This window comes from Pseudomonas sp. LBUM920 (assembly GCF_003852315.1).
GTDB lineage: Bacteria > Pseudomonadota > Gammaproteobacteria > Pseudomonadales > Pseudomonadaceae > Aquipseudomonas.
This window is the reverse complement of record NZ_CP027762.1, coordinates 2,841,626-2,859,997: the sequence shown is the minus strand read 5'-3', so window position 1 is coordinate 2,859,997 and position 18,372 is coordinate 2,841,626. Positions and strand designations below refer to the sequence as shown.

Annotated in this window: 18 protein-coding genes; 9 read left to right on the top strand and 9 right to left on the bottom strand. The window is 60.6% G+C overall.

The genetic code is table 11. The features are described from left to right. The first annotated feature begins 5 nt into the window (after positions 1–5). Positions 6–944 (top strand): carbohydrate kinase family protein, encoded by a 939-nt coding sequence (locus C4J83_RS13260; protein ID WP_124417254.1) that lies wholly within the window; start codon positions 6–8, stop codon positions 942–944. 246 nt (positions 945–1,190) lie between these two features. Next, complete coding sequence (locus C4J83_RS13255) at positions 1,191–1,460, top strand: DUF2790 domain-containing protein (RefSeq protein ID WP_124417253.1); 270 nt, start codon at positions 1,191–1,193, stop codon at positions 1,458–1,460. Positions 1,461–1,551: 91 nt separating this feature from the next. Here the strand turns inward: C4J83_RS13255 and C4J83_RS13250 are convergent, their stop codons facing one another. Both C4J83_RS13250 and ilvA read right to left on the bottom strand, forming a co-directional pair. After that, on the bottom strand, positions 1,552–1,815 hold the full coding sequence (locus C4J83_RS13250) for a DUF1652 domain-containing protein (protein WP_106577875.1): 264 nt from the start codon (positions 1,813–1,815) through the stop codon (positions 1,552–1,554). A gap of 222 nt (positions 1,816–2,037) precedes the next feature. Beyond that, positions 2,038–3,060: a threonine ammonia-lyase, biosynthetic gene (ilvA, locus tag C4J83_RS13245; RefSeq protein ID WP_124417252.1), complete on the bottom strand. Its 1,023-nt coding sequence runs from the start codon at positions 3,058–3,060 to the stop codon at positions 2,038–2,040. A gap of 272 nt (positions 3,061–3,332) precedes the next feature. Between ilvA and C4J83_RS13240 the strand changes: the two genes are divergently transcribed. Both C4J83_RS13240 and map read left to right on the top strand, forming a co-directional pair. Beyond that, positions 3,333–3,533 (top strand): ParD-like family protein, encoded by a 201-nt coding sequence (locus C4J83_RS13240; protein ID WP_003190946.1) that lies wholly within the window; start codon positions 3,333–3,335, stop codon positions 3,531–3,533. Then, positions 3,533–4,288 carry a type I methionyl aminopeptidase gene (gene map, locus C4J83_RS13235; RefSeq protein WP_124417251.1) on the top strand — a complete coding sequence of 252 codons (756 nt, stop codon included), beginning with the start codon at positions 3,533–3,535 and terminating at the stop codon, positions 4,286–4,288. The genes C4J83_RS13240 and map overlap by 1 nt, the downstream gene beginning before the upstream one ends. Before the next feature lie 447 nt (positions 4,289–4,735). Here map and C4J83_RS13230 read toward each other — a convergent pair whose 3' ends face one another. Next, complete coding sequence (locus tag C4J83_RS13230; RefSeq protein WP_106577872.1) at positions 4,736–5,674, bottom strand: magnesium transporter CorA family protein; 939 nt, start codon at positions 5,672–5,674, stop codon at positions 4,736–4,738. Between the two features lie 6 nt (positions 5,675–5,680). Continuing rightward, the gene (locus tag C4J83_RS13225; protein WP_124417250.1) at positions 5,681–7,267 is read right to left on the bottom strand and encodes a RimK family ATP-grasp domain-containing protein; all 1,587 of its coding nucleotides are present in this window, start codon (positions 7,265–7,267) and stop codon (positions 5,681–5,683) included. Between the two features lie 94 nt (positions 7,268–7,361). Between C4J83_RS13225 and C4J83_RS13220 the strand changes: the two genes are divergently transcribed. Then, positions 7,362–8,462 (top strand): GNAT family N-acetyltransferase/peptidase C39 family protein, encoded by a 1,101-nt coding sequence (locus tag C4J83_RS13220; RefSeq protein ID WP_124417249.1) that lies wholly within the window; start codon positions 7,362–7,364, stop codon positions 8,460–8,462. On the opposite strand, the gene sfnG is transcribed toward C4J83_RS13220, so the two are convergent. Continuing rightward, positions 8,446–9,531 (bottom strand): dimethylsulfone monooxygenase SfnG, encoded by a 1,086-nt coding sequence (gene sfnG / locus C4J83_RS13215; protein WP_124417248.1) that lies wholly within the window; start codon positions 9,529–9,531, stop codon positions 8,446–8,448. The genes C4J83_RS13220 and sfnG overlap by 17 nt on opposite strands. Positions 9,532–9,795: 264 nt before the next feature. Here sfnG and C4J83_RS13210 point away from each other — a divergent pair, with 264 nt between their 5' ends. After that, a complete protein-coding gene (locus C4J83_RS13210; RefSeq protein ID WP_119741874.1) occupies positions 9,796–11,034 on the top strand; it encodes an acyl-CoA dehydrogenase family protein in 1,239 nt (412 codons plus the stop codon). A gap of 1,571 nt (positions 11,035–12,605) precedes the next feature. Here C4J83_RS13210 and C4J83_RS13195 read toward each other — a convergent pair. Beyond that, complete coding sequence (locus tag C4J83_RS13195) at positions 12,606–13,391, bottom strand: sulfite exporter TauE/SafE family protein (protein ID WP_124417246.1); 786 nt, start codon at positions 13,389–13,391, stop codon at positions 12,606–12,608. Between the two features lie 81 nt (positions 13,392–13,472). Next, complete coding sequence (locus tag C4J83_RS13190; protein WP_106577866.1) at positions 13,473–14,252, bottom strand: class I SAM-dependent methyltransferase; 780 nt, start codon at positions 14,250–14,252, stop codon at positions 13,473–13,475. A 137-nt stretch (positions 14,253–14,389) separates the two neighbouring features. Between C4J83_RS13190 and C4J83_RS13185 the strand changes: the two genes are divergently transcribed. The 3 genes from C4J83_RS13185 to C4J83_RS13175 all read left to right on the top strand — a co-directional run bounded on the left by C4J83_RS13185 (position 14,390) and on the right by C4J83_RS13175 (position 16,291). Further along, the gene (locus tag C4J83_RS13185) at positions 14,390–14,911 is read left to right on the top strand and encodes a DUF3455 domain-containing protein (protein WP_119741868.1); all 522 of its coding nucleotides are present in this window, start codon (positions 14,390–14,392) and stop codon (positions 14,909–14,911) included. A 169-nt stretch (positions 14,912–15,080) separates the two neighbouring features. Further along, positions 15,081–15,608, top strand: a complete 528-nt coding sequence (locus C4J83_RS13180; RefSeq protein ID WP_106578152.1) for a sigma-70 family RNA polymerase sigma factor — start codon at positions 15,081–15,083, stop codon at positions 15,606–15,608. Further along, on the top strand, positions 15,605–16,291 hold the full coding sequence (locus C4J83_RS13175; RefSeq protein WP_124417245.1) for an anti-sigma factor: 687 nt from the start codon (positions 15,605–15,607) through the stop codon (positions 16,289–16,291). Before C4J83_RS13180 ends, C4J83_RS13175 begins: the two co-directional genes overlap by 4 nt. Here the strand turns inward: C4J83_RS13175 and C4J83_RS13170 are convergent, their stop codons facing one another. Both C4J83_RS13170 and C4J83_RS13165 read right to left on the bottom strand, forming a co-directional pair. Beyond that, positions 16,292–17,593 (bottom strand): ATP-binding protein, encoded by a 1,302-nt coding sequence (locus C4J83_RS13170; protein WP_106577863.1) that lies wholly within the window; start codon positions 17,591–17,593, stop codon positions 16,292–16,294. Positions 17,594–17,596: 3 nt separating this feature from the next. Continuing rightward, entirely contained in the window at positions 17,597–18,298 is a 702-nt protein-coding gene (locus tag C4J83_RS13165) for a response regulator (protein WP_106577862.1), read from the bottom strand. Between the last annotated feature and the right edge of the window lie 74 nt (positions 18,299–18,372).

Here is an 18,372-nt window from a genome sequence, read left to right as displayed (position 1 = left end):
CGACTATGTATCTGGTGTGTGGCGAAGCGCTGTTTGATTTTTTCAGCGAGGAGGATGCCAGCGGTCAGGCGTCCAAGGTCAATTACAAGGCAATTGCCGGCGGCTCGCCGTTCAACGTGGCCGTGGGCTTGCGCCGTCTGGGCATCGACTCCGCGTTGTTCGGCGGGCTGTCCAATGATTTTCTCGGCCAGCGCTTGCTGCACGTGCTCAAGGACGAGGGCGTCAGCGAGCAATTTCTGGTCGAATTCCCCGCGCCGACCACCCTGGCGATGGTGGCTGTGGGCGCCAATGGCTCACCGCAGTACAGCTTTCGCGGCGAAGGCTGCGCCGACCGCCAGCTGCGGGTGGTGCACTTGCCCACGCTGGGCCATGAAATTCGCGGGCTGCACATCGGTTCGTTTTCGCTGGTGGTACAACCCATCGGCGACACGCTGCTGCACCTGGTCAAGCGCGAAAGCGGCAAACGCCTGATCAGCCTGGACCCCAACGTGCGGCTGAACCCGCAGCCGGATATCCAATTGTGGCGTGATCGCGTGGGCGAGTTGGTCAAGCATGCCGACCTGATCAAAGTCAGCGACGAAGACCTGCACCTGCTCTACCCCGACCAGTCGCCGGAAAGCGTGCTGCAGGGCTGGTTGCAGCACCGCTGCCAACTGGTGTTTCTCACCCGAGGCGGCGACGGCGCAACGGTGTTCAGTCGCCAGCACGGCAGTTGGTCTGCGCCGGCGGTCAAGGTGGTGATGGCCGATACCGTGGGTGCCGGTGACACCTTCCAGGCGGCGTTGATTGCCTGGCTGACCGAGCAGCAGCTTGATTCGGTAGAGGGCCTGCAACAACTGTCGCGCGAGCAGATCGACAGCATGCTCGGCTTCGCCATTCGCGCCGCCGCCCTGACGTGCGGCAAGACCGGGCCGGACCTGCCATACCGCGCTCAGCTGGGCTGATTACCCATCACAGCAGGCCACGTCTTTGGTGGCCTGTTGTCAGAACGCACGCGGCCCCCGCAGGGCCGTCAGCGCGAACAAAGCCTGCTGGCCGAGACGGGTGGCGGGCACATCTAATGCGTTGGGCTGTTTGTCAGCCAACACCGCAAGGTTGATAGATGAAGGTTTTGTCAGCCAAGGCAAAATTAATCGATGGTTAATCCCGCGAGCCGAGAGTGAAGGTGTACCCACTTGCGGAGAACTACCATGAAACTGCGCACTTTGATGCTTGGCGGCGCATTGGCGCTGGCATCCGTCTCGGGCCTGGCCCAGGCCGACACACAAGCCACTGCGACCAAACCGGTGCCCTACCAGTACGGCATGCCCATGAACGTTAAAACGGTGATTGCAATGCATGAAACCGACACCAACGTTTGCAAAGTCATCAATGCCGATATCAAGTTCGTCGATACTGCGGGCAAAGTCGAAGACGTCGGCTACCGGAAAATGTCCGAAGCCTGCGATTTCCAGAATTGATCCTTCACACTGGCGACAGAACCGTATTGGGCCTGGCATCTACCAGGCCCGCAGTTCCCCAGTGACTCAACCTCGCAACAACGGCTGATGACTAGCCGCGCCCTCCCACTCTTTGCAGAGCGGTTGAATGGGTGTGTTTGAGGTCTTCGCGCAAGCCGCTGATCAGGTTGCAAATGGCTCGACTGCTGTCGAGTTTGTCAGCGTTTATACCTTTTACTTCCAAATCCACCCGGTCGCGGTCACGGTCGTCATAGACTTTGATCGTCAACGAAGCATCTTCGGCTTTGGTGCATTCGCACCGTTTAGGCAGGAAACTTCCTTCAATAATACTGCGAAGTTCTAATTCCGAAAGCATGGCCAACCTCTCCTTTCATGAGACTGCCAACAGATTGTTATGTGTGCGGCAGGCGCGTGCCTGCCACGTCTTACCGACCCTGGAAGACGCTTACAATCACCAGCGTACTCGGCAAAAACCGTTCTCGTTGTAACTTTTCCTCATAAGCGGCACGCGGGTTTATATAACTCTGAAAACTCAGCGCAAATCCTCGGCGAACAGCGTTGATTAAACGGTTATGCACTAAGTTGAACCTTGCGCTGCGACTCTTTCTGCAACATGTCGCAAACTATCAAAGTTGATATTGGCCCCGGAATTCACCGCCACCAGGGTTTGCCCACGCACGGAGTTTTGCGCCACGTACTGGCGGATGCCCGCTACCGCCAGCGCGCCGGATGGCTCGGTGATGGAGCGCGTATCGTCATAGATCAACTTGATCGCACTGCACAGCTGGTCGTTGCTGACAGTGATGACTTCGTCCACCCAGTCGCGGCAGATTTCAAAGCCATACGCGCCGATCTGCGCCACAGCCGTGCCGTCGGCAAACCCGTCAACGCTGGGCAACACCACACGCTCGCCCGCGCGCAGCGCCGCCAACAGGCAGCTGGAACCTTCAGGTTCGACACCGACGATGCGCACCTGAGGCCGCAGGTATTTGACATACGCCGCGATCCCGGCGATCAGACCGCCACCGCCCACCGGCACGAAGATCGCGTCCAGCGCGCCCTGTTGCTGGCGCAGAATTTCCATCGCCACGGTGCCCTGGCCGGCGATCACGTCCGGGTCATCGAATGGCGAAACGAAGGTGCAACCCGAGGTCTCGGCCAATTGCAGCGCATGCGCCAGGGCAAACGGAAAGCTCTCGCCGTGCAGCACCGCCTCGGCGCCTCGGGAGCGAACGCCGAGCACCTTCAACTCAGGCGTGGTGCAGGGCATCACAATGCTTGCCTTGATCCCCAGTTCGCGCGCCGCCAGCGCTACACCTTGGGCGTGGTTGCCCGCCGACGCCGTCACCACGCCCCGCGCCTTCTGCGCCTGCGTGAGCTGCACCAACTTGTTGTACGCCCCGCGGATTTTGAAAGAAAAAGTCGGCTGCAGGTCTTCGCGCTTGAGCAACAGCTGATTGCCCAGCAAGGCCGAGAGTGCCGGTGCCGCTTGCAAGGGTGTGCGCACTGCCAGGTCATAGACCGGGGCGGCGAGAATCTTTTTCACATAGTGTTCAAGCAATGCCGTATCAGCGGTGTGGGGGACGGGGCACATGCTCATGGGGTGTCTCCTGGCTTTTTTACAGGGCCCCGAGACGGAAAAACAAAACCCGCCTCAAGGGCGGGTTGGGGTGCAGCCGTGTGCTATCCCGCCAAATGAGGAATGGCGGTAATAATGCTTGGCTGGCTGCGGAAGGCTTGAAATGTCATGTCACGAAATTAACCGCCACTCACCGGCCACGTCAATGCCCAACCACCGATTATCCAGCAGGGGTTTACGGCAAGCATACGAAACGTATACGCTTTGTATATAAATACAACACAGTGAACGTCATGGGCATCGTCAAGATCACCGACCAATTGCACGAACAACTCCGCTTGGCCAGCGCTGCCATGGACCGCTCCATCAACGCCCAGGCCGAGTTCTGGATCAAGATCGGCCTACTCGCCGAACTCAACCCGCACCTGCCCTACAACGAGCTGATCAACAAGCTGTTGCTGGACAAGCCCGACCTGATCCGGGGCCGCAGCTGATGACCAAGACGGCCGCCCAACTGGCAGTGATGCGTGAATCCGGACGCCTGCTGGCCAAGGTTTTCGACATGCTTGACGGCTTTGTCGCCGCCGGCCGCTCCACCCTGGAGCTGGACAGCGCCGTCGAGGCGTTCATTCGTAACGACCTCAACGCCCGCCCGGCAAGCCTGGGGCAATATGACTATCCCTTCTGCATCAACACCTCGATCAACGAGGTGGTGTGCCATGGCATGCCCAGCGCCAAGGATATTCTCAAGGACGGCGACATCATCAACATCGACATCACCTTGGAAAAAGGCGGTTTTATCGCTGACGCCAGCAAGATGTACATGATCGGCACCGTGGCGCCCAAGGCGCGGCGCCTGGTGGAACAGACCTTTGAGGCCATGTGGGCCGGCATTCGCCAAGTCAGGCCGGGCGCGCGCCTGGGTGATATCGGCCATGCGATCCAGAGCCATGCGCAGGCTAACGGCTACAGCGTGGTGCGCGAATACTGTGGCCATGGTATCGGCCGCCAGATGCATGAAGAACCGCAAATCCTCCACTTCGGCCGCCCCGGCACCGGCCTGGAACTGCGTGAAGGCATGGTGTTTACCATCGAGCCGATGCTTAACCAGGGCAGCGCAAAGGTGCGCGACTTGAAAGATGGCTGGACGGTGGTGACCAAGGACAACAGCCTGTCGGCGCAGTGGGAGCACACCGTGGCGGTGACGGCCGACGGGTTTGAGGTGCTTACCTTGCAGGTGCCGGATTGAGAAGTGTAGATGTGGGTGTGGCGACTGGTGCTGGGGCCTTTCCATTATTGGAGTGACAGCAGTTAAGTGGTTAGATCACGAGCAAAGCCGTGGCGGCCTGATTTTAGACGCTGAACCCAATCAAATGTGGGAGCTGGCTTGCCTGCGATGGCATCAACCCTGTTTACCTGATGGACCGAGGTGCCTGCATCGCCGCCAAGCCAGCTCCCACAGAAAAGCCCAGCACTGCATTGCTGCCAGCCGAATTCGGTCAACTTGTGGGAGCGGGCTTGCTCGCGAAGGCGGTGGAACAGTCAGCTAATTTGTAACTGACCCACCGCCTTCGCGAGCAAGCCCGCTCCACATTTTTGGATCTGATTACACCAAGGGATTCGGTGTGCAACGCGGGCCCGGAGCGTGGGTAAGGCGCACTACCAAACGGGCCTTAGCGCAGCAACGGCTGTGTACTCACACCCCACTGGCCCCGCCCGCGATTCGCTTCAGCCCCAGCACCATCAAGCCCGCCCCCAACGCCATCGCGGCCATCAGCAGCGGGTACGACACCCACCACGGCGTACCCGCCGTCATCATGCTGAATTCCGACATGCCACCCACACTGGCAATCAGGTTAAGCGGCAGGAACACCACGTTAATCAGGGTCAACTTGCGCAGCAGGTTGTTCATGCTGTTGTTCATCAGGTTGCCGCGCGCATCGATCAGCCCGGAAAACACATTGGAGTAGATCTCTGCCTGCTTGTAGCACTGGTGGTTCTCGATGATCAGGTCATCGATCAACCCCAGGATCTCAGCACTGAAATGCTCTTTTTCAGCGTGATTACGCAACCGCGACAACACCGCGCCGTTGCTGTGCAGCGCATTGATGTAATAGATCAGGCTTTCGCTGAGGCTGAACATCTGCATCAGGTGATGGTTGCTCATCGACGCGTTGAACTGCTGCTGCAATTCGCGCGCAACCAGCTTGATCACCTTGAGGTGGCCCAGGTAGTGGTGGATGTTGTTGAGCAACAAATCCAGCAGCACATCCAACGGCGTGTGCAGCGGCCGGCGCGCGCCGAGCCCGGACAGCGGGGTTTCATCGGTGGCGATCACCAGCAGGCGATCCTGCGAAAACAACAAGCCGCACGACGACACCTCAAACACCAGGTTGCCGCCGCCGGAGTAGTTTTCCGGGCGTTTCCAGATCAGGAACAGGTTGTCGGGATGAAATTCGATGCGTGACACTTCATCCGGGTCAAGGGCCGAGGCCAGGGCATGTTCATCCAGCTTGTGGTGGTCACGCAGCCATTCGCGTTCGGCCAGGTCCGGGTTGTTGAACAACATGATCGGCGCATCATCACTTCCCGCGCCGCACAACTTCCCACCGGTCAATTCAAAGCGCTGGATCATCGCGCGTCACCACACCTGGCCCTGGCGCTTCAACTCCAGGCGCCGCACGAACTCCTCCAGCACCAGGGCGTATAGGTCGTCCTGCAGGTAGGCGTCTTCGATACCGGCATCCATGTTGGGGTTGTCGTTGACCTCGATCACCACCACCTTGTCGCCGGACTGCTTGAGGTCAACACCGTAAAGGCCGTCGCCGATCAGGTTGGCGGTCTTCACCGCCAGTTCTACCACCGCCTTGGGTGCTTCGTGGACCGCCAGGGTGCGGCATTCGCCGTTGATGTCCTGGCCGATAGCCTTGTGGTTGTAAATCTGCCAATGGCCCTTGGACATGAAGTACTGGCAGGCAAAGATCGGCTTGCGGTTGAGTACACCGATGCGCCAGTCGTACTCGGTGTAGAAAAATTCCTGGGCCAGCAACAGCACCGAATGCTCGAACAACTCAGCGGTGGCCTTGAGCAAGGCCTCCTGGCTTTCCACCTTGATCACACCGCGCGAAAAACAGCCGTCTGGGATCTTCAACACCAGCGGGAAGCCCAGGCGCTCGCCCACCCGCTCGAAATCTTCCGGTCGCTCCTTGTACAGAATCTCGGTGGCCGGCATGCCCAGTTGGTGGCTGTTGAGCAGGTCGGTGAGGTAGACCTTGTTGGTGCAGCGCAGGATCGACGCCGGGTCGTCCATCACCACCAGGCCTTCGCTCTCGGCCTTCTTGGCGAAGCGGTAGGTGTGATTATCGACGCTGGTGGTCTCGCGGATCAGCAAGGCGTCGTACTCGGCGAGGCGCGAGTAATCCTTGCGCTCGATCAGTTCCACATCGATGCCCAGGCCCTTGCCGACCCGCACGAAGTTTTCCAGGGCGCGGGCATTGGAGGGCGGCAATTGCTCCTGCGGATCGTGCAGGATTGCCAGGTCGTAACGGGCCAGCCTGCGTGAACGCGGTTGGCGCCAGATCTTGCGGCTGAAGTTGTCGAGGGCGTGGGCAAACTGGTCTTCCTGGTCATCACGCAACTTGTGCAACACGCCGGATTTGACCCCTTCGATGTGCCAGCCGTTGTTCTTGCGAAACTCAACTAACAGAATCGGGCACGGGAAGGTTTCAAACAACTGACGGGCCAACTCCTGCAACGGCTCTATATTGGTCCGGCCAAAATAAAGTGTCAGGGTAAAGCCTTCGGTGTTGCTGTAGAGGTGATGACTCAAGGCTTTATCGAGGGTTTTATCCAGGTCATCCAGCGACAGGCCATACAGCGACTTTTTCGTCAGTTCACTGATGGTGCGCACCGACGGAATCACCTTGTGCCCGCGCGCCTCGGCCAACAGCGAGCAGTAATAACCATGCCCCAGGTACTTGTAGCTGCGGCACAGGTTGATCACCTGCACACGCTTGCCCGTCTCGCTCTCGCGGGTTTGCTCCAGGTATTCCTGAGCGGTGACGATGTCTTCGCTGGGGAAATAAGAAGCCCAATCTTCCTTGCGTTCGACAATGATCACGACTTGACTGGAACCCTTGAGAGGTGCGGAAAAATAACCGTTGGAAGTTATTGTCGCCGCGACGGTTTGCTCGGATACTTCACGCCAATGACTTTGTACCGCCGACATAATATTTGATCCGCTTTAGAGAACTCGACCTTTTCTATTAAGCACGATCTTTTAGAGAAGTCCCGTTTCGTTACGCAACTTTTACGGCGGTCATATGGCTCTTTCCTTTCGCGTTGCAACCCCCGCTGACGTGCCCGAATTGGTGGCACTGGAACAGCACTGTTTCACCACCGACCGGCTTTCGCCGCGCAGTTTCCAGTGGATGATCAGCCGCGCTCATGGCCAGTTGCTCGTCGCCGAAAATGACAGCGTTTTGCTCGGTTACGCCTTGGTGCTGTTCCATCGCGGCACCTCACTGGCTCGCCTGTACTCCATCGCCATCGCCGAACATGCGCGCGGTATGGGCCTGGGCAAGCAATTGCTGGCGCGCATCGAAGCCTGCGCCGTGGCGCATGATTGCGCCTACCTGCGCCTGGAAGTGCGCACCGACAACCCCGGCGCCCTCGCCTTGTACGAGCGCAATGGCTACCGGCGCTTCGCGCTGATCAATGATTATTACGAAGACCATGCACCGGCCCTGCGCCTGGAAAAACGCATCGTCCAGCACCAGGACGCGCGCCCGCAAAACGTGCCGTATTACCAGCAAACCACCGACTTCACCTGTGGCGCCGCGTGCCTGCTGATGGCCATGGGCGCACTGGTGCCGACGCGCGTGGCCGGCCGGCGCGAAGAACTGCAAATCTGGCGTGAAGCGACCACCGTGTTCATGACCGCCGGCCACGGCGGCTGCAGCCCGCAAGGCTTGGCCCTGGCAGCATGGCGCCGGGGCTTTTGCGTGCGCATGCAGGTGAATGTACGGGGCCCGCTGTTTCTGGACGGCGTGCGCGACCAACATAAAAAGGACGTCATGCGCCTGGTGCACGAAGCATTTGAAGAAGAACTGGCCGGCAGCGACGTCGAGCAGGTGCTCGGCGGCGCGTTGGATTTGCCGCAGGTACTGCGCGATGGCGGGCAGCCGCTGGTGTTGATCAGCAGCTACCGCCTCACCCGCTCCAAGTCGCCGCACTGGGTGATGGTCACCGATTGCGACGAGGACTTTGTCTACCTGCACGACCCGGATGTGGACCACAGCCAGCACCGCCAGCCCCTGGACTGCCAGCACTTGCCGGTCAGTCATGGGGAGTTCGAACGCATGTGCCGCTTTGGCAATAACAAGTTGCGCGCGGCGGTGGTGCTCTTCAAGCCACTTGCTTGATCCCGGCCTTGGCTTCCAGCTCACGCACCAGCGGCAACACGCGTTTGCCGAAGTATTCGACTTCCTCCTGGAAGTGCAGGAAGCCGGCCAGCACCAGGTCCACGCCCACGGCCTTGAGCGCGACGATGCGCTCGGCAATCTGCTGCGGCGTGCCGATCAGGTCTGTCTTGAAGCCGTCGTTGTACTGCACCAGGTCTTCGAAACTGGATTTGGCCCAGTTGCCCTCGCCTTCCGGTGAGGCTTTGCCGGCCTGCTTGGCCGCGTCACTAAAGGCATTCACGGCCTCCGGGTCGGCCTTGTCGATGATTTCAGCGAGCACCGCGCGGGCCTCTTCTTCGGTGTCGCGGGCGATCACAAAGGCGTTTACGCCGACTTTGACCGAATGGTTATTCGCCGCCGCCTTGGCGCGGATGTCATCGACCTGAGCCTTGATGCCTTGCGGGGTGTTGCCGTTGGTGAAATACCAGTCCGACACGCGCGCCGCCATGTCCCGCGCGGCGCGCGAGCTGCCGCCCTGGAACACTTCCGGTTGGCCAAGGGGCTTGGGCTTGAGGGTGTAATCGTTGAAGCGGTAGAAGTCGCCCTTGAAGGTGAAGTCGTCCTGAGTCCAGATGCCTTTTAACGCGCGGATGAACTCCTCGGAACGGCGATAACGCTCATCGTGTTCCAGCCAGTGTTCGCCGATGGCCTGGAACTCGCCCTTGAACCAGCCACTGACGATGTTCACCGCGATACGGCCATTGGTGAGCTGGTCGATCGTCGCCAGTTGCTTGGCCGCCAATGCCGGTTGCCACGGGCCGGGCAGGATGGCTGCGATCACCTTGAGCGTGGTGGTCGCCGCCAGCAGCGCATGGCTGAAGGCTACGGATTCATGCTGGTTTTCGGCGCCGTAGCCGGCGGTGAAGCGAATTTGCGTAAGACCGTATTCAAAACCGGCCGCTTCGGCCAACTGCGCCAGTTTGCGGTTGTAGTCGATGCCCCAATGGGTGCGTTGCTCGATCTTGCTGACCACCAGCCCACCGCTGACGTTGGGCACCCAATAGGCAAATTTCACGGCTTGCTGACTCATCTGGCAGTACCTCGCACGAAGGGATGTTCCAGGGCCAGAGCAGCAAGCGTGCCAGGCCGGTGCAAACGCCCTGGCCATGGGCGTCGCGGTAAAAATTCCAATCTCGCAGGGCTGAGCTGTCAATGTCATGGATCACACCGGTTTGTCGATCCGCTGTTGCCGGAGCAACAGTGAATGGCCCACCTTCCCCGCAAACACGGGCCGCCGCCATCGGCACGAACTGTGCAATCACCCAAGGACTGATACTGCCAAGGAGCTGCCCCCATGACCGAGCAACACGTCATCAACCCGCTGTCCACGGGTGCCGATTACCCCACGTTGGCCGCGCGTTTTCGGCCGATATTCGAGCGCATTGCCGCGGGCGCGGTAGCGCGCGAACAGACCCGCGCCCTGCCCTATGAACCGATCCAATGGCTCAAGCAGGCCGGCTTTGGCGCAGTGCGGGTGCCGGCGGAATACGGCGGCGGTGGCGCGTCGCTGCCGCAGTTGTTCGAGTTGCTGATCGAGCTGGCCGCTGCCGATTCGAATGTGCCCCAGGCGTTGCGCGGGCATTTCGCCTTCGCCGAGGACCGTCTGAATGCGCCACCCAGCGCTGGCCGCGACCTGTGGTTCAAGCGCTTTGTCGACGGCGACATCGTCGGCTGCGCCTGGACCGAAATCGGCAACGTGGCTATTGGCGAGGTGGCCACTCAAGTGAGCCCCGACGGCGATAAATGGAAACTCAACGGTGAAAAGTTCTACAGCACCGGCAGCCTTTTCTCCGACTGGATCGACGTGTACGCCCAGCGCAGCGATACCGGCGCCGATGTGATCGCCGCCACCCGCACGCGCCAACCTGGCGTGGTGCAAAGCGATGACTGGGATGGCTTTGGCCAGCGCACCACCGGCAGCGGCACCAGCCGTTTTACCGATGCCGTGGTGGACGCGGAAAACGTCATCGACTTTGCCACTCGGTTCAAGTACCAGACCGCGTTTTATCAGTTGGTGTTGCTGGCGAGCCTGGCCGGGATTGGTCGTGCGGCACTGAGCGACGTGGCTCATCAGGTGCGCAGTCGCAAGCGCATCTACAGCCACGGCAATGCCGCGCATGTCAGCCAGGATGCGCAGGTTCAACAAGTGGTGGGTGAGGTGGCGGCGCTGGTGTATGCCGCCGAGGCCAGTGCGTTGAAGGCGGCGGTGCCGGCGCAACAGGCGTACCTGGCGCGGTTTGCGGGGGATGAGGTGGCCGAGCGGGAGGCGAATGTGGCAGCCGAGATTGAATCGGCGACGGCGCAGGTGGTGGTGTCGGCGCTGGTACAGCGGGCCACTACGGAGTTGTTCAATGCGCTGGGGGCGTCGGATGTGCGCCAGGGTAAAGCGCTCGATCGCCACTGGCGGAATGCCCGAACGGTGTCGTCGCATAATCCGGTGATCTACAAGGCGCGGATTGTCGGGGACTGGGTGATTAACGGGACTGAGCCGCCGTTTGTGTGGCAAATCGGGAATGGGCCGGCCAGGGGGTAGGCTTTTTTGATCGCTAAGGGTTGGGGTGTATATCCGTTGTTTGGGTGATGGCCGCTTTAGGTTCCGCCCTTACGGCGGGTCACTTTGGAAAAGCCCCAAAGTAACCAAAGGGCTCTTGCCCCACCACTCGGCACCTCGCCTAGGCTCGGTGTGCCCTCACTCCGGCTTGAATCCGTGGGCCGCCGTGACGGGCCATCCATGGCCCAACACGGCGGCCCACGGATTCAAGCCTGCGTTCGGCCAGCGTGGTTTAACGGGGCGCCTAAGATCAAAATCAAAAGCAGATCAAGATCAAAAGCAGAGCACGGCGGCCTGGTAGCCGACCTGAGTGGTTAAATCAAAAGCGGAAGCGAGGCGGCCTGACAGCCGACCTGATCTTGGAAGCTGAACTCAATCAAATGTGGGAGCTGGCTTGCCTGCGATGGCATCAACTGGTTGTGCCTGATACACCGAGGTGTCCGCATCGCAGGCAAGCCAGCTCCCACAGAAAAGCCAAGCAGTGCGTTGGTGGAGGCTGAACTCGGTCAACTTGTGGGAGCGGGCTTGCTCGCGAAGGCGGTGTGTCAGTGATAAATGAGCTGACTGACCCACCGCATTCGCGAGCAAGCCCGCTCCCACATTTGGATTTCTGTTAATCAGATAGATGGGTCTCGTTTGCACTCGGTCAAAGGTGGGAGCTGGCTTGCCTGCGATGGCATCTACTGGTTATGCCTGATACACCGAGTTGTCTGCATCGCAGGCAAGCCAGCTCCTACAGAAAAGCCAAGCAGTGCGCTGCTGGCAGCTGCACTCGCTCAAATTGTGGGAGCGGGCTTGCTCGCGAAGGCGGTGGGTCAGTGACACATGAGTTGACTGACCCACCGCATTCGCGAGCAAGCCCGCTCCCACATTTGGATTTCTGTGAATCAGATAGATGGGTGTCGTTTGCACTCGGTCAAAGGTGGGAGCTGGCTTGCCTGCGATGGCATCTACTGGTTATGCCTGATACACCGAGTTGTCTGCATCGCAGGCAAGCCAGCTCCTACAGAAAAGCCAAGCAGTGCGCTGCTGGCAGCTGCACTCGCTCAAATTGTGGGAGCGGGCTTGCTCGCGAAGGCGGTGGGCCAGTGATACATGAGCTGACTGAACCACCGCATTCGCGGGCAAGCCCGCTCCCACATTTGGATCGCAGTGCATCAGATAGAGATGTGCTGCTGTGCTGTTGCCCTGCTTTTGCTTCAACCACTCAGGTCGGCTACTAGGCCGCCGTGCTCTGCTCTTGATCTTGCTTTTGACTTTGATCTGACAGGCCCCGTCAACCACGCTGGCCGAACGCAGGCTTGAATCCGTGGGTAACCCGGCAGGACGCCGGGTTAGCCGCGTTGGGCCATGGATGGCCCGTCGCGGCGGCCCACGGATTCAAGCCGGAGTGAGGGCACACCGAGCCTAAGCGAGGGGCCGAGTGGTGGGGCAAAGACCTTTTGGTTACTTTTGGGGCGTTTGCCAAAAGTGACCCGCTGTAAGAGCGGAACCCTAAGCCGCCGTGACCGCAGCAACGGATATGTACCCACCCACCCAAACCCCCGAAAACATCAGAACGCCAACTTATAGCCAATAGTCATCAACATAACCGCCAGACAAGGCCGCAACACACCATCAGGAACCTTACCGGTCATGTGACTCCCCAGGTAAATCCCCGGCAACGACCCCATCAGCAAAAGGCCCAGCAAATGCCAATCCATATTACCCATGCTCGCGTGCCCCAGCCCGGCGACCAATGTCAGCGGCACGGCATGGGCAATCTCGGTACCCACCAACCGACGCGTCGCCAGAAACGGGTACAGAATAAACAGCGCCACGGTACCAAGCGCACCCGCCCCGATGGACGTCAGAGCAACCATGGTGCCAAGGATCGCACCGGTCACCACCGTCAACACGTTCAAATTGCGCGGGCTCATGTGATAGTCATCACCCGCATGACGCTGGGCAAAAGCCAGCAGGCTTTTCTTGAACAGAATCGCCAGCGCCGTCAGCAGCAACACCCCACCAAGCGCCTGCTTGATCACCGCGTTCATGGCGCTGGGGTCGGTATGCAAACTGGCAAGGAACCACAGGGTCAGCAGCACCGCAGGCACACTGCCCAAGGTCAGCCAACCGGTGATGGTCCAGTCGATATTCCTGTTCTTGCTGTGCACCAGCACGCCACCTGACTTGGTGATGGCCGCGTACAACAAGTCAGTGCCCACGGCGGTCGCCGGGTTGATGCCGAACCACAACAGGATCGGGGTCATCAAAGACCCTCCGCCGACGCCAGTCATGCCAACGATAAAACCAACCACCAGGCCAGCGATGACAAAACCAAAATCACCCACATCCATACAGCTACCCGCGGCCTTATAAATTTCTGGCCGCAGGATAGCGATTTTTCTTATAACGACTTATATCAATATGATCTGACTTTATGCCTTTTGTGTCAGCCGATGACAGACGTAAGCTTGCGTCTGATACGGAAAAGCCACGGTGTCACGCCCCCGCAAGGCAGGATGCGTGTCGATCAGCGCCTGCAATTGCGCAGTCACGCTGGCTTTTTCGGCGGCGGGCAGCGCCGCGATAAAGCTCACCGACAGGAAGCGATCCATGATCACCTCCCCAGGGCTGCCGACATGCTGATAGGCAAAACAGGTTATTTGGGGCGCAGAAAAATATTCGCCGGTGAAGGCTTCGCGCCAGCGGCCTGAATGAAAGCGCGGCGTGTCGCCTTCATAGGGGGTGATGATGTCGGTGATGGCGGCAACCCAATCCACCGATTCATCGCGCACATTCCACACCAACCCCAGGCGCCCATCGGGTTTGAGCACGCGGTGGATTTCTGCCAGCGCGGCTTCGGTAGAAAACCAATGGAACGCCTGCGCACAGACCACCGCATCGGCGACGGCGGTTTCCAGGGGAATGGATTCGGCCGTGCCATTGACCAGGCGCACATCGGGCAACAGTTTATTGAGCTGCGCGCCCATCGCTTCGACCGGTTCGACCGCCACCAGCGTGGGCGCCAGGGTGCTGAGCAAACGGGTGAACTTGCCGGTACCGGCGCCCAGGTCGATTACCGTCGATTGCGCATCGATGTGCAGCGCATCAGTGAGCCAGCCGGTGAGTTGTCGTGGATAGTCGGGCCGGCCTTGGGCGTAAGTGACGGCCTGGGTAGAGAAACCTTGTTGAGCAGACGTGTGAACACCAGTCATTGCCAATCTCTCCTCGGGTAAAACGGGGGCACAGTGTGCGCCCTTGCGCATTTATTTTCTAATCACTGCATCCAATCGAGCGCGGCCTGGGTAGTGCTTACAGTGACCCCGCTGTTTTACTCAATGGAGAACCACCCATGAACGCTAAAGCACTGTTCTGCCTGACCGCCCTGCTGGCCGCTGCGCCAACGGTTTTCGCCCAGACCGGCTTGCCCGACAGCATCAAGGTGCCGGATGGGCACAAGGTGGCGCTGGAGACCACAGGCGTCGGCGAAATCACCTACGAATGCCGCGACAAAGCTAACGCCGCGGGCCAGACCGAGTGGACGTTTGTCGGTCCCAAGGCGGTGTTGAATGACCGCAGCGGCAAGCCAGTGGGCACCTATTTCGGCCCACCCGCTACATGGCAAGCCCAGGACGGTTCGAAAGTCACCGGCACGCAGTTGGCCGTGGCGCCCTCCGGTGCTGGCAACCTGCCGTATCAACTGGTCAAGGCCAACCCGGCCGAAGGCAAAGGCGCAATGAGCGGTGTGAGTTATATCCAGCGCGTGGCCCTCAAGGGTGGCGTGGCGCCGAGCACCGAGTGCAGCGCGGCCAACAAAGGCACCCAGGCAGTGGTGAAGTACCAGGCCGACTACATCTTCTGGGCGGCCAACTGAGAACAAACTCAGCTACGCTGCCCCTGTAAGGGCCGGCTTGGCGGCGAGGGTCGTCAACGATGACGCAGGGCACCTGGGTTATACGCTGCGCCCGTGCCCTTTTTCGCCGGCACGCCGGCGCCCTGCAGTGCGGTGGCGATTGTTATGACAGTGGTGGACACACGTGGCCTTGCCTGACGCCGATTTTGATTACGAAGCCTGTCTGCTGGCCTGCGCCCGTGGGGATCAACGTGCCTTGCGCCAGCTCTATGAGCAGGACAGCAGCCGTTTGCTCGGCGTGGCCTTTCGCATTGCCAGGGACAAGTCCCTGGCCGAAGACATCGTGCATGACGCGTTTATCAAGATCTGGCGTGGCGCCGGCAGTTTCGACCCCAACCGTGGCGCGGCGCGCGGCTGGGTGTTCAGCGTGACCCGGCATCTGGCGCTTAATGCCGTGCGCAATCACTACCGGGAATTACCCCTGGGCGACGCGCACGAGCACATCGCCACACCCGACACCTTTGAATTCGCTTCGCGCTCGGGGCAGGTCCACGCCTGCCTGGAGCAGCTCGATCCGGCCCGTCGCGCGTGCATCCTGCATGCCTATGTCGACGGCTATTCCCACAGCCAAATCGCACAGAAACTGGACACTCCGCTGGGGACCGTCAAAGCCTGGATCAAACGCAGCCTCGCTGCGCTGCGGGAGTGCATGGCATGAGCAACCCTCTGGACGAACTGGCTGGCGAATACGTGCTGGGCACCCTGCCCGCCGCGCAACGCGCCGAGGTTGAGCAGCGCTTATCCGAGGATGCCGCGTTGCGCGCGGCGGTGGACGCATGGGAGCAGCGCCTTTTGCCGCTGACCGCATTGGCCGAACCGGTGCCCCCTTATGCCCAGCTGTGGCGGCGCATCGAGCGCACCGTCACGCCTGCCGGCACCCGCACCGACCGCCAAACACCGTGGTGGAACCTGCTGGCGCTCTGGCGTGGTTTGGCCGGCGCGGGGCTGGTGGCGACGTTGGTCCTGGCGACGCTGCTGCTGACCCGCCCGCCCACTGCTGAACCCACCTTTGTGGTGGTGTTGGTGGCGCCGCAAAGCCAGGCTCCGGGGTGGGTGATCCAGGCCAGCAATACTCAGCAGATCCAGTTGATTCCATTGGGTGTGATGCAAGTGCCTGCCGACAAGGCGCTGCAATTCTGGACCAAGGCGGATGGCTGGCAAGGCCCGGTGTCGCTGGGGTTGGTCAAGCCAGGGCAAACACTGTCGGTGCCGCTGGACAAACTGCCGCCACTGGCGCCCAACCAATTGTTCGAGTTGACCCTGGAAGACCCGAATGGCTCGCCGACCGGTAAACCCACCGGGCCGATCCAGGCGATCGGCCGCGCCGTAAAGGTGCTCTGATCAGCTGACGCTGGGCAACCACAGGCGAAACCGTGCCCCGCCCAAGGGTGATGCCTGGGCCGTCAACGTGCCGCCCTGGGCTTCCATCGCACGCCGGCTGATGGCCAGGCCGAGGCCGAAGCCACCCGTGGCGCGGTCGCGGCTGCGGTCCAGGCGGTAGAAGGGTTCGAAGATCCGCTCGCGCTGGTCTACCGGGATGCCGATGCCATCGTCATCCACGCAGATTTCACAGCCTTTGGCACACACCTTGACGCCCACCTGGATGCGCCTGTCGCAATAGCGCGTGGCATTGCGCAACAAGTTTTGCAGCGCGCGGGCGGTGAGACGCGGGTCGAGGCGGAAGCGCTCCACCGCGCAATCGAGCGCCACGTCGATGACAATCTCGGGGTTTTCCAATTCGTCATCGACGCTGCCCAGCACGCTGTCGACAAACTCGTCGAGCACCACGTCCACTCGCTCCGGCAGTTGCGCCGGGTTTTGCAGGCGGCTGTACGACAGCAATTCCAGCACCAGCTCGTCCAGCTCACGAATGTGCGCCACCAGGCTTTGCAGGCGCTCGCGACTGGCATGGGGCAAGTCTTCGGACAACGCCAGCGCCAAGCCGAAATCCAGGCGGGTCAGCGGCGTGCGCAGTTCATGGGAGACCGCATTGAGCAGGTCGCGCTGCTGATTGAGCAGGCGCTCGATATCGTCGGCCATGGTGTCGAACACCGATGCCAGGCTGCCAATGTTGGAACTGGGCGGAATATGCGTGCGCTCGCCCAGGTTGCCCTTGCCCAGTTGTGCGGCAGTGCTTTTCAGGCGCTCCAGGTCACGCCAGTGCGGGCGCAGCCAAAACAGCAGGCAAGCCAGCAGCGCGGCGCCGATCAGCACGTTCATCGACCAGTACAGCAAGTTCATGTCCATCGGGTCGGGGGGAATCGTCAGCTTGACCGCAAACTGCTGGTTGACCGGCGAACTGATTTCTTCCATCCAGCCCCATTCGCCGAGGCGGATCACCGGCTTGCCCTGCTCCAGCAGCTTTTCTTCTGCAGGCGTGTAGCTGGCGTCCTGGCGCAACAGCAGTTTGACTTTCAGCGGCGCGAAGTCGCGGCCCAATTGCTCGGTCACCTGGGACCAGCGCTCGACCGGCGCGCGCAGGTATTGTTTGACGATGAGCGTCTGCAGGCCACGGGTCTGCTCGACGTTGTAGTCCATGTAGCGGTGTTCAAACAGCTGGATCACCAACCGCGGAATCAGAAAGATTGCCGCACTGAAGGTGATGATGGTGATCAGGTAGAGGCGCAGCAGGACACGAAACATGGATCAGCATTCCCACTCGGAACGGCTGAACAGGTAGCCCTTGCCCCACACGGTCTTGATCTTGCGCGCCTCGCCCGCGTGATCGTCGAACTTGCGGCGCAGCTTGGAGATGGCCACGTCCACCGAGCGGTCGGTGCCGTTGAACTCGATACCGCGCAGGCGCTGCAGGATCTGGTCGCGGCTGAGCACTTCACCGGCGTGCCGGGCCAGCACCACCAGCAGGTTGTATTCACCGCTGGACAGTTCGACGGCCTGCTCGCGCCAGGTCACGGTGCGCTCCGACAGGTCGATGCACAGGTTGCCCATGACGATCTGGTCGTTGGCCATCTGAGGTTCGGACAGGCTGCTGCGGCGCAGCAAAGTGCGCACACGGGCGAGCAGCACGCGTGGCTCGCACGGCTTGGTGACATAGTCGTCGGCGCCCATTTCCAGGCCCAGCACCTGGTCGTGACTGTCGTCGCGCGCGGTCAGCATCAGGATCGGCAAGCCCGCCGAGTCTGCGCGCAGCAAGCGGCACACCTGCAGGCCATCGAGGCCGGGCAACATCAGGTCGAGGATCACCAGGTCCGGCGGGTTGAGGCGCGCGCGTTCGCGTACGTGGTCGCCACGGCTGAGCACACTGACATGGTAGCCATTGCGCTCCAGGTAGCTGGCAATCAGCTCGGAGAGTGCGGCGTCGTCTTCCACCAGGAGGATGTTGGGCATGGTGTTTCCAAATAATGCAGTTCATCAGGTGTACAGAAACCCAATGTGGGAGCGGGTTTGCTCGCGAAAGCGGT

Bases quoted from the DNA above. Each gene is read 5' to 3' on its own strand.
- C4J83_RS13170 (WP_106577863.1), bottom strand. From the start codon at position 17,593: ATGTTTCGTGTCCTGCTGCGCCTCTACCTGATCACCATCATCACCTTC.
- ilvA (WP_124417252.1), bottom strand. From the start codon at position 3,060: ATGAGCATGTGCCCCGTCCCCCACACCGCTGATACGGCATTGCTTGAA.
- map (WP_124417251.1), top strand. From the start codon at position 3,533: ATGACCAAGACGGCCGCCCAACTGGCAGTGATGCGTGAATCCGGACGC.
- C4J83_RS13250 (WP_106577875.1), bottom strand. From the start codon at position 1,815: ATGCTTTCGGAATTAGAACTTCGCAGTATTATTGAAGGAAGTTTCCTG.
- C4J83_RS13260 (WP_124417254.1), top strand. From the start codon at position 6: ATGTATCTGGTGTGTGGCGAAGCGCTGTTTGATTTTTTCAGCGAGGAG.
- C4J83_RS13185 (WP_119741868.1), top strand. From the start codon at position 14,390: ATGAACGCTAAAGCACTGTTCTGCCTGACCGCCCTGCTGGCCGCTGCG.
- C4J83_RS13230 (WP_106577872.1), bottom strand. From the start codon at position 5,674: ATGATCCAGCGCTTTGAATTGACCGGTGGGAAGTTGTGCGGCGCGGGA.
- C4J83_RS13255 (WP_124417253.1), top strand. From the start codon at position 1,191: ATGAAACTGCGCACTTTGATGCTTGGCGGCGCATTGGCGCTGGCATCC.
- C4J83_RS13210 (WP_119741874.1), top strand. From the start codon at position 9,796: ATGACCGAGCAACACGTCATCAACCCGCTGTCCACGGGTGCCGATTAC.
- C4J83_RS13175 (WP_124417245.1), top strand. From the start codon at position 15,605: ATGAGCAACCCTCTGGACGAACTGGCTGGCGAATACGTGCTGGGCACC.
- C4J83_RS13165 (WP_106577862.1), bottom strand. From the start codon at position 18,298: ATGCCCAACATCCTCCTGGTGGAAGACGACGCCGCACTCTCCGAGCTG.
- C4J83_RS13220 (WP_124417249.1), top strand. From the start codon at position 7,362: ATGGCTCTTTCCTTTCGCGTTGCAACCCCCGCTGACGTGCCCGAATTG.
- C4J83_RS13190 (WP_106577866.1), bottom strand. From the start codon at position 14,252: ATGACTGGTGTTCACACGTCTGCTCAACAAGGTTTCTCTACCCAGGCC.
- sfnG (WP_124417248.1), bottom strand. From the start codon at position 9,531: ATGAGTCAGCAAGCCGTGAAATTTGCCTATTGGGTGCCCAACGTCAGC.
- C4J83_RS13240 (WP_003190946.1), top strand. From the start codon at position 3,333: ATGGGCATCGTCAAGATCACCGACCAATTGCACGAACAACTCCGCTTG.
- C4J83_RS13225 (WP_124417250.1), bottom strand. From the start codon at position 7,267: ATGTCGGCGGTACAAAGTCATTGGCGTGAAGTATCCGAGCAAACCGTC.
- C4J83_RS13195 (WP_124417246.1), bottom strand. From the start codon at position 13,391: ATGGATGTGGGTGATTTTGGTTTTGTCATCGCTGGCCTGGTGGTTGGT.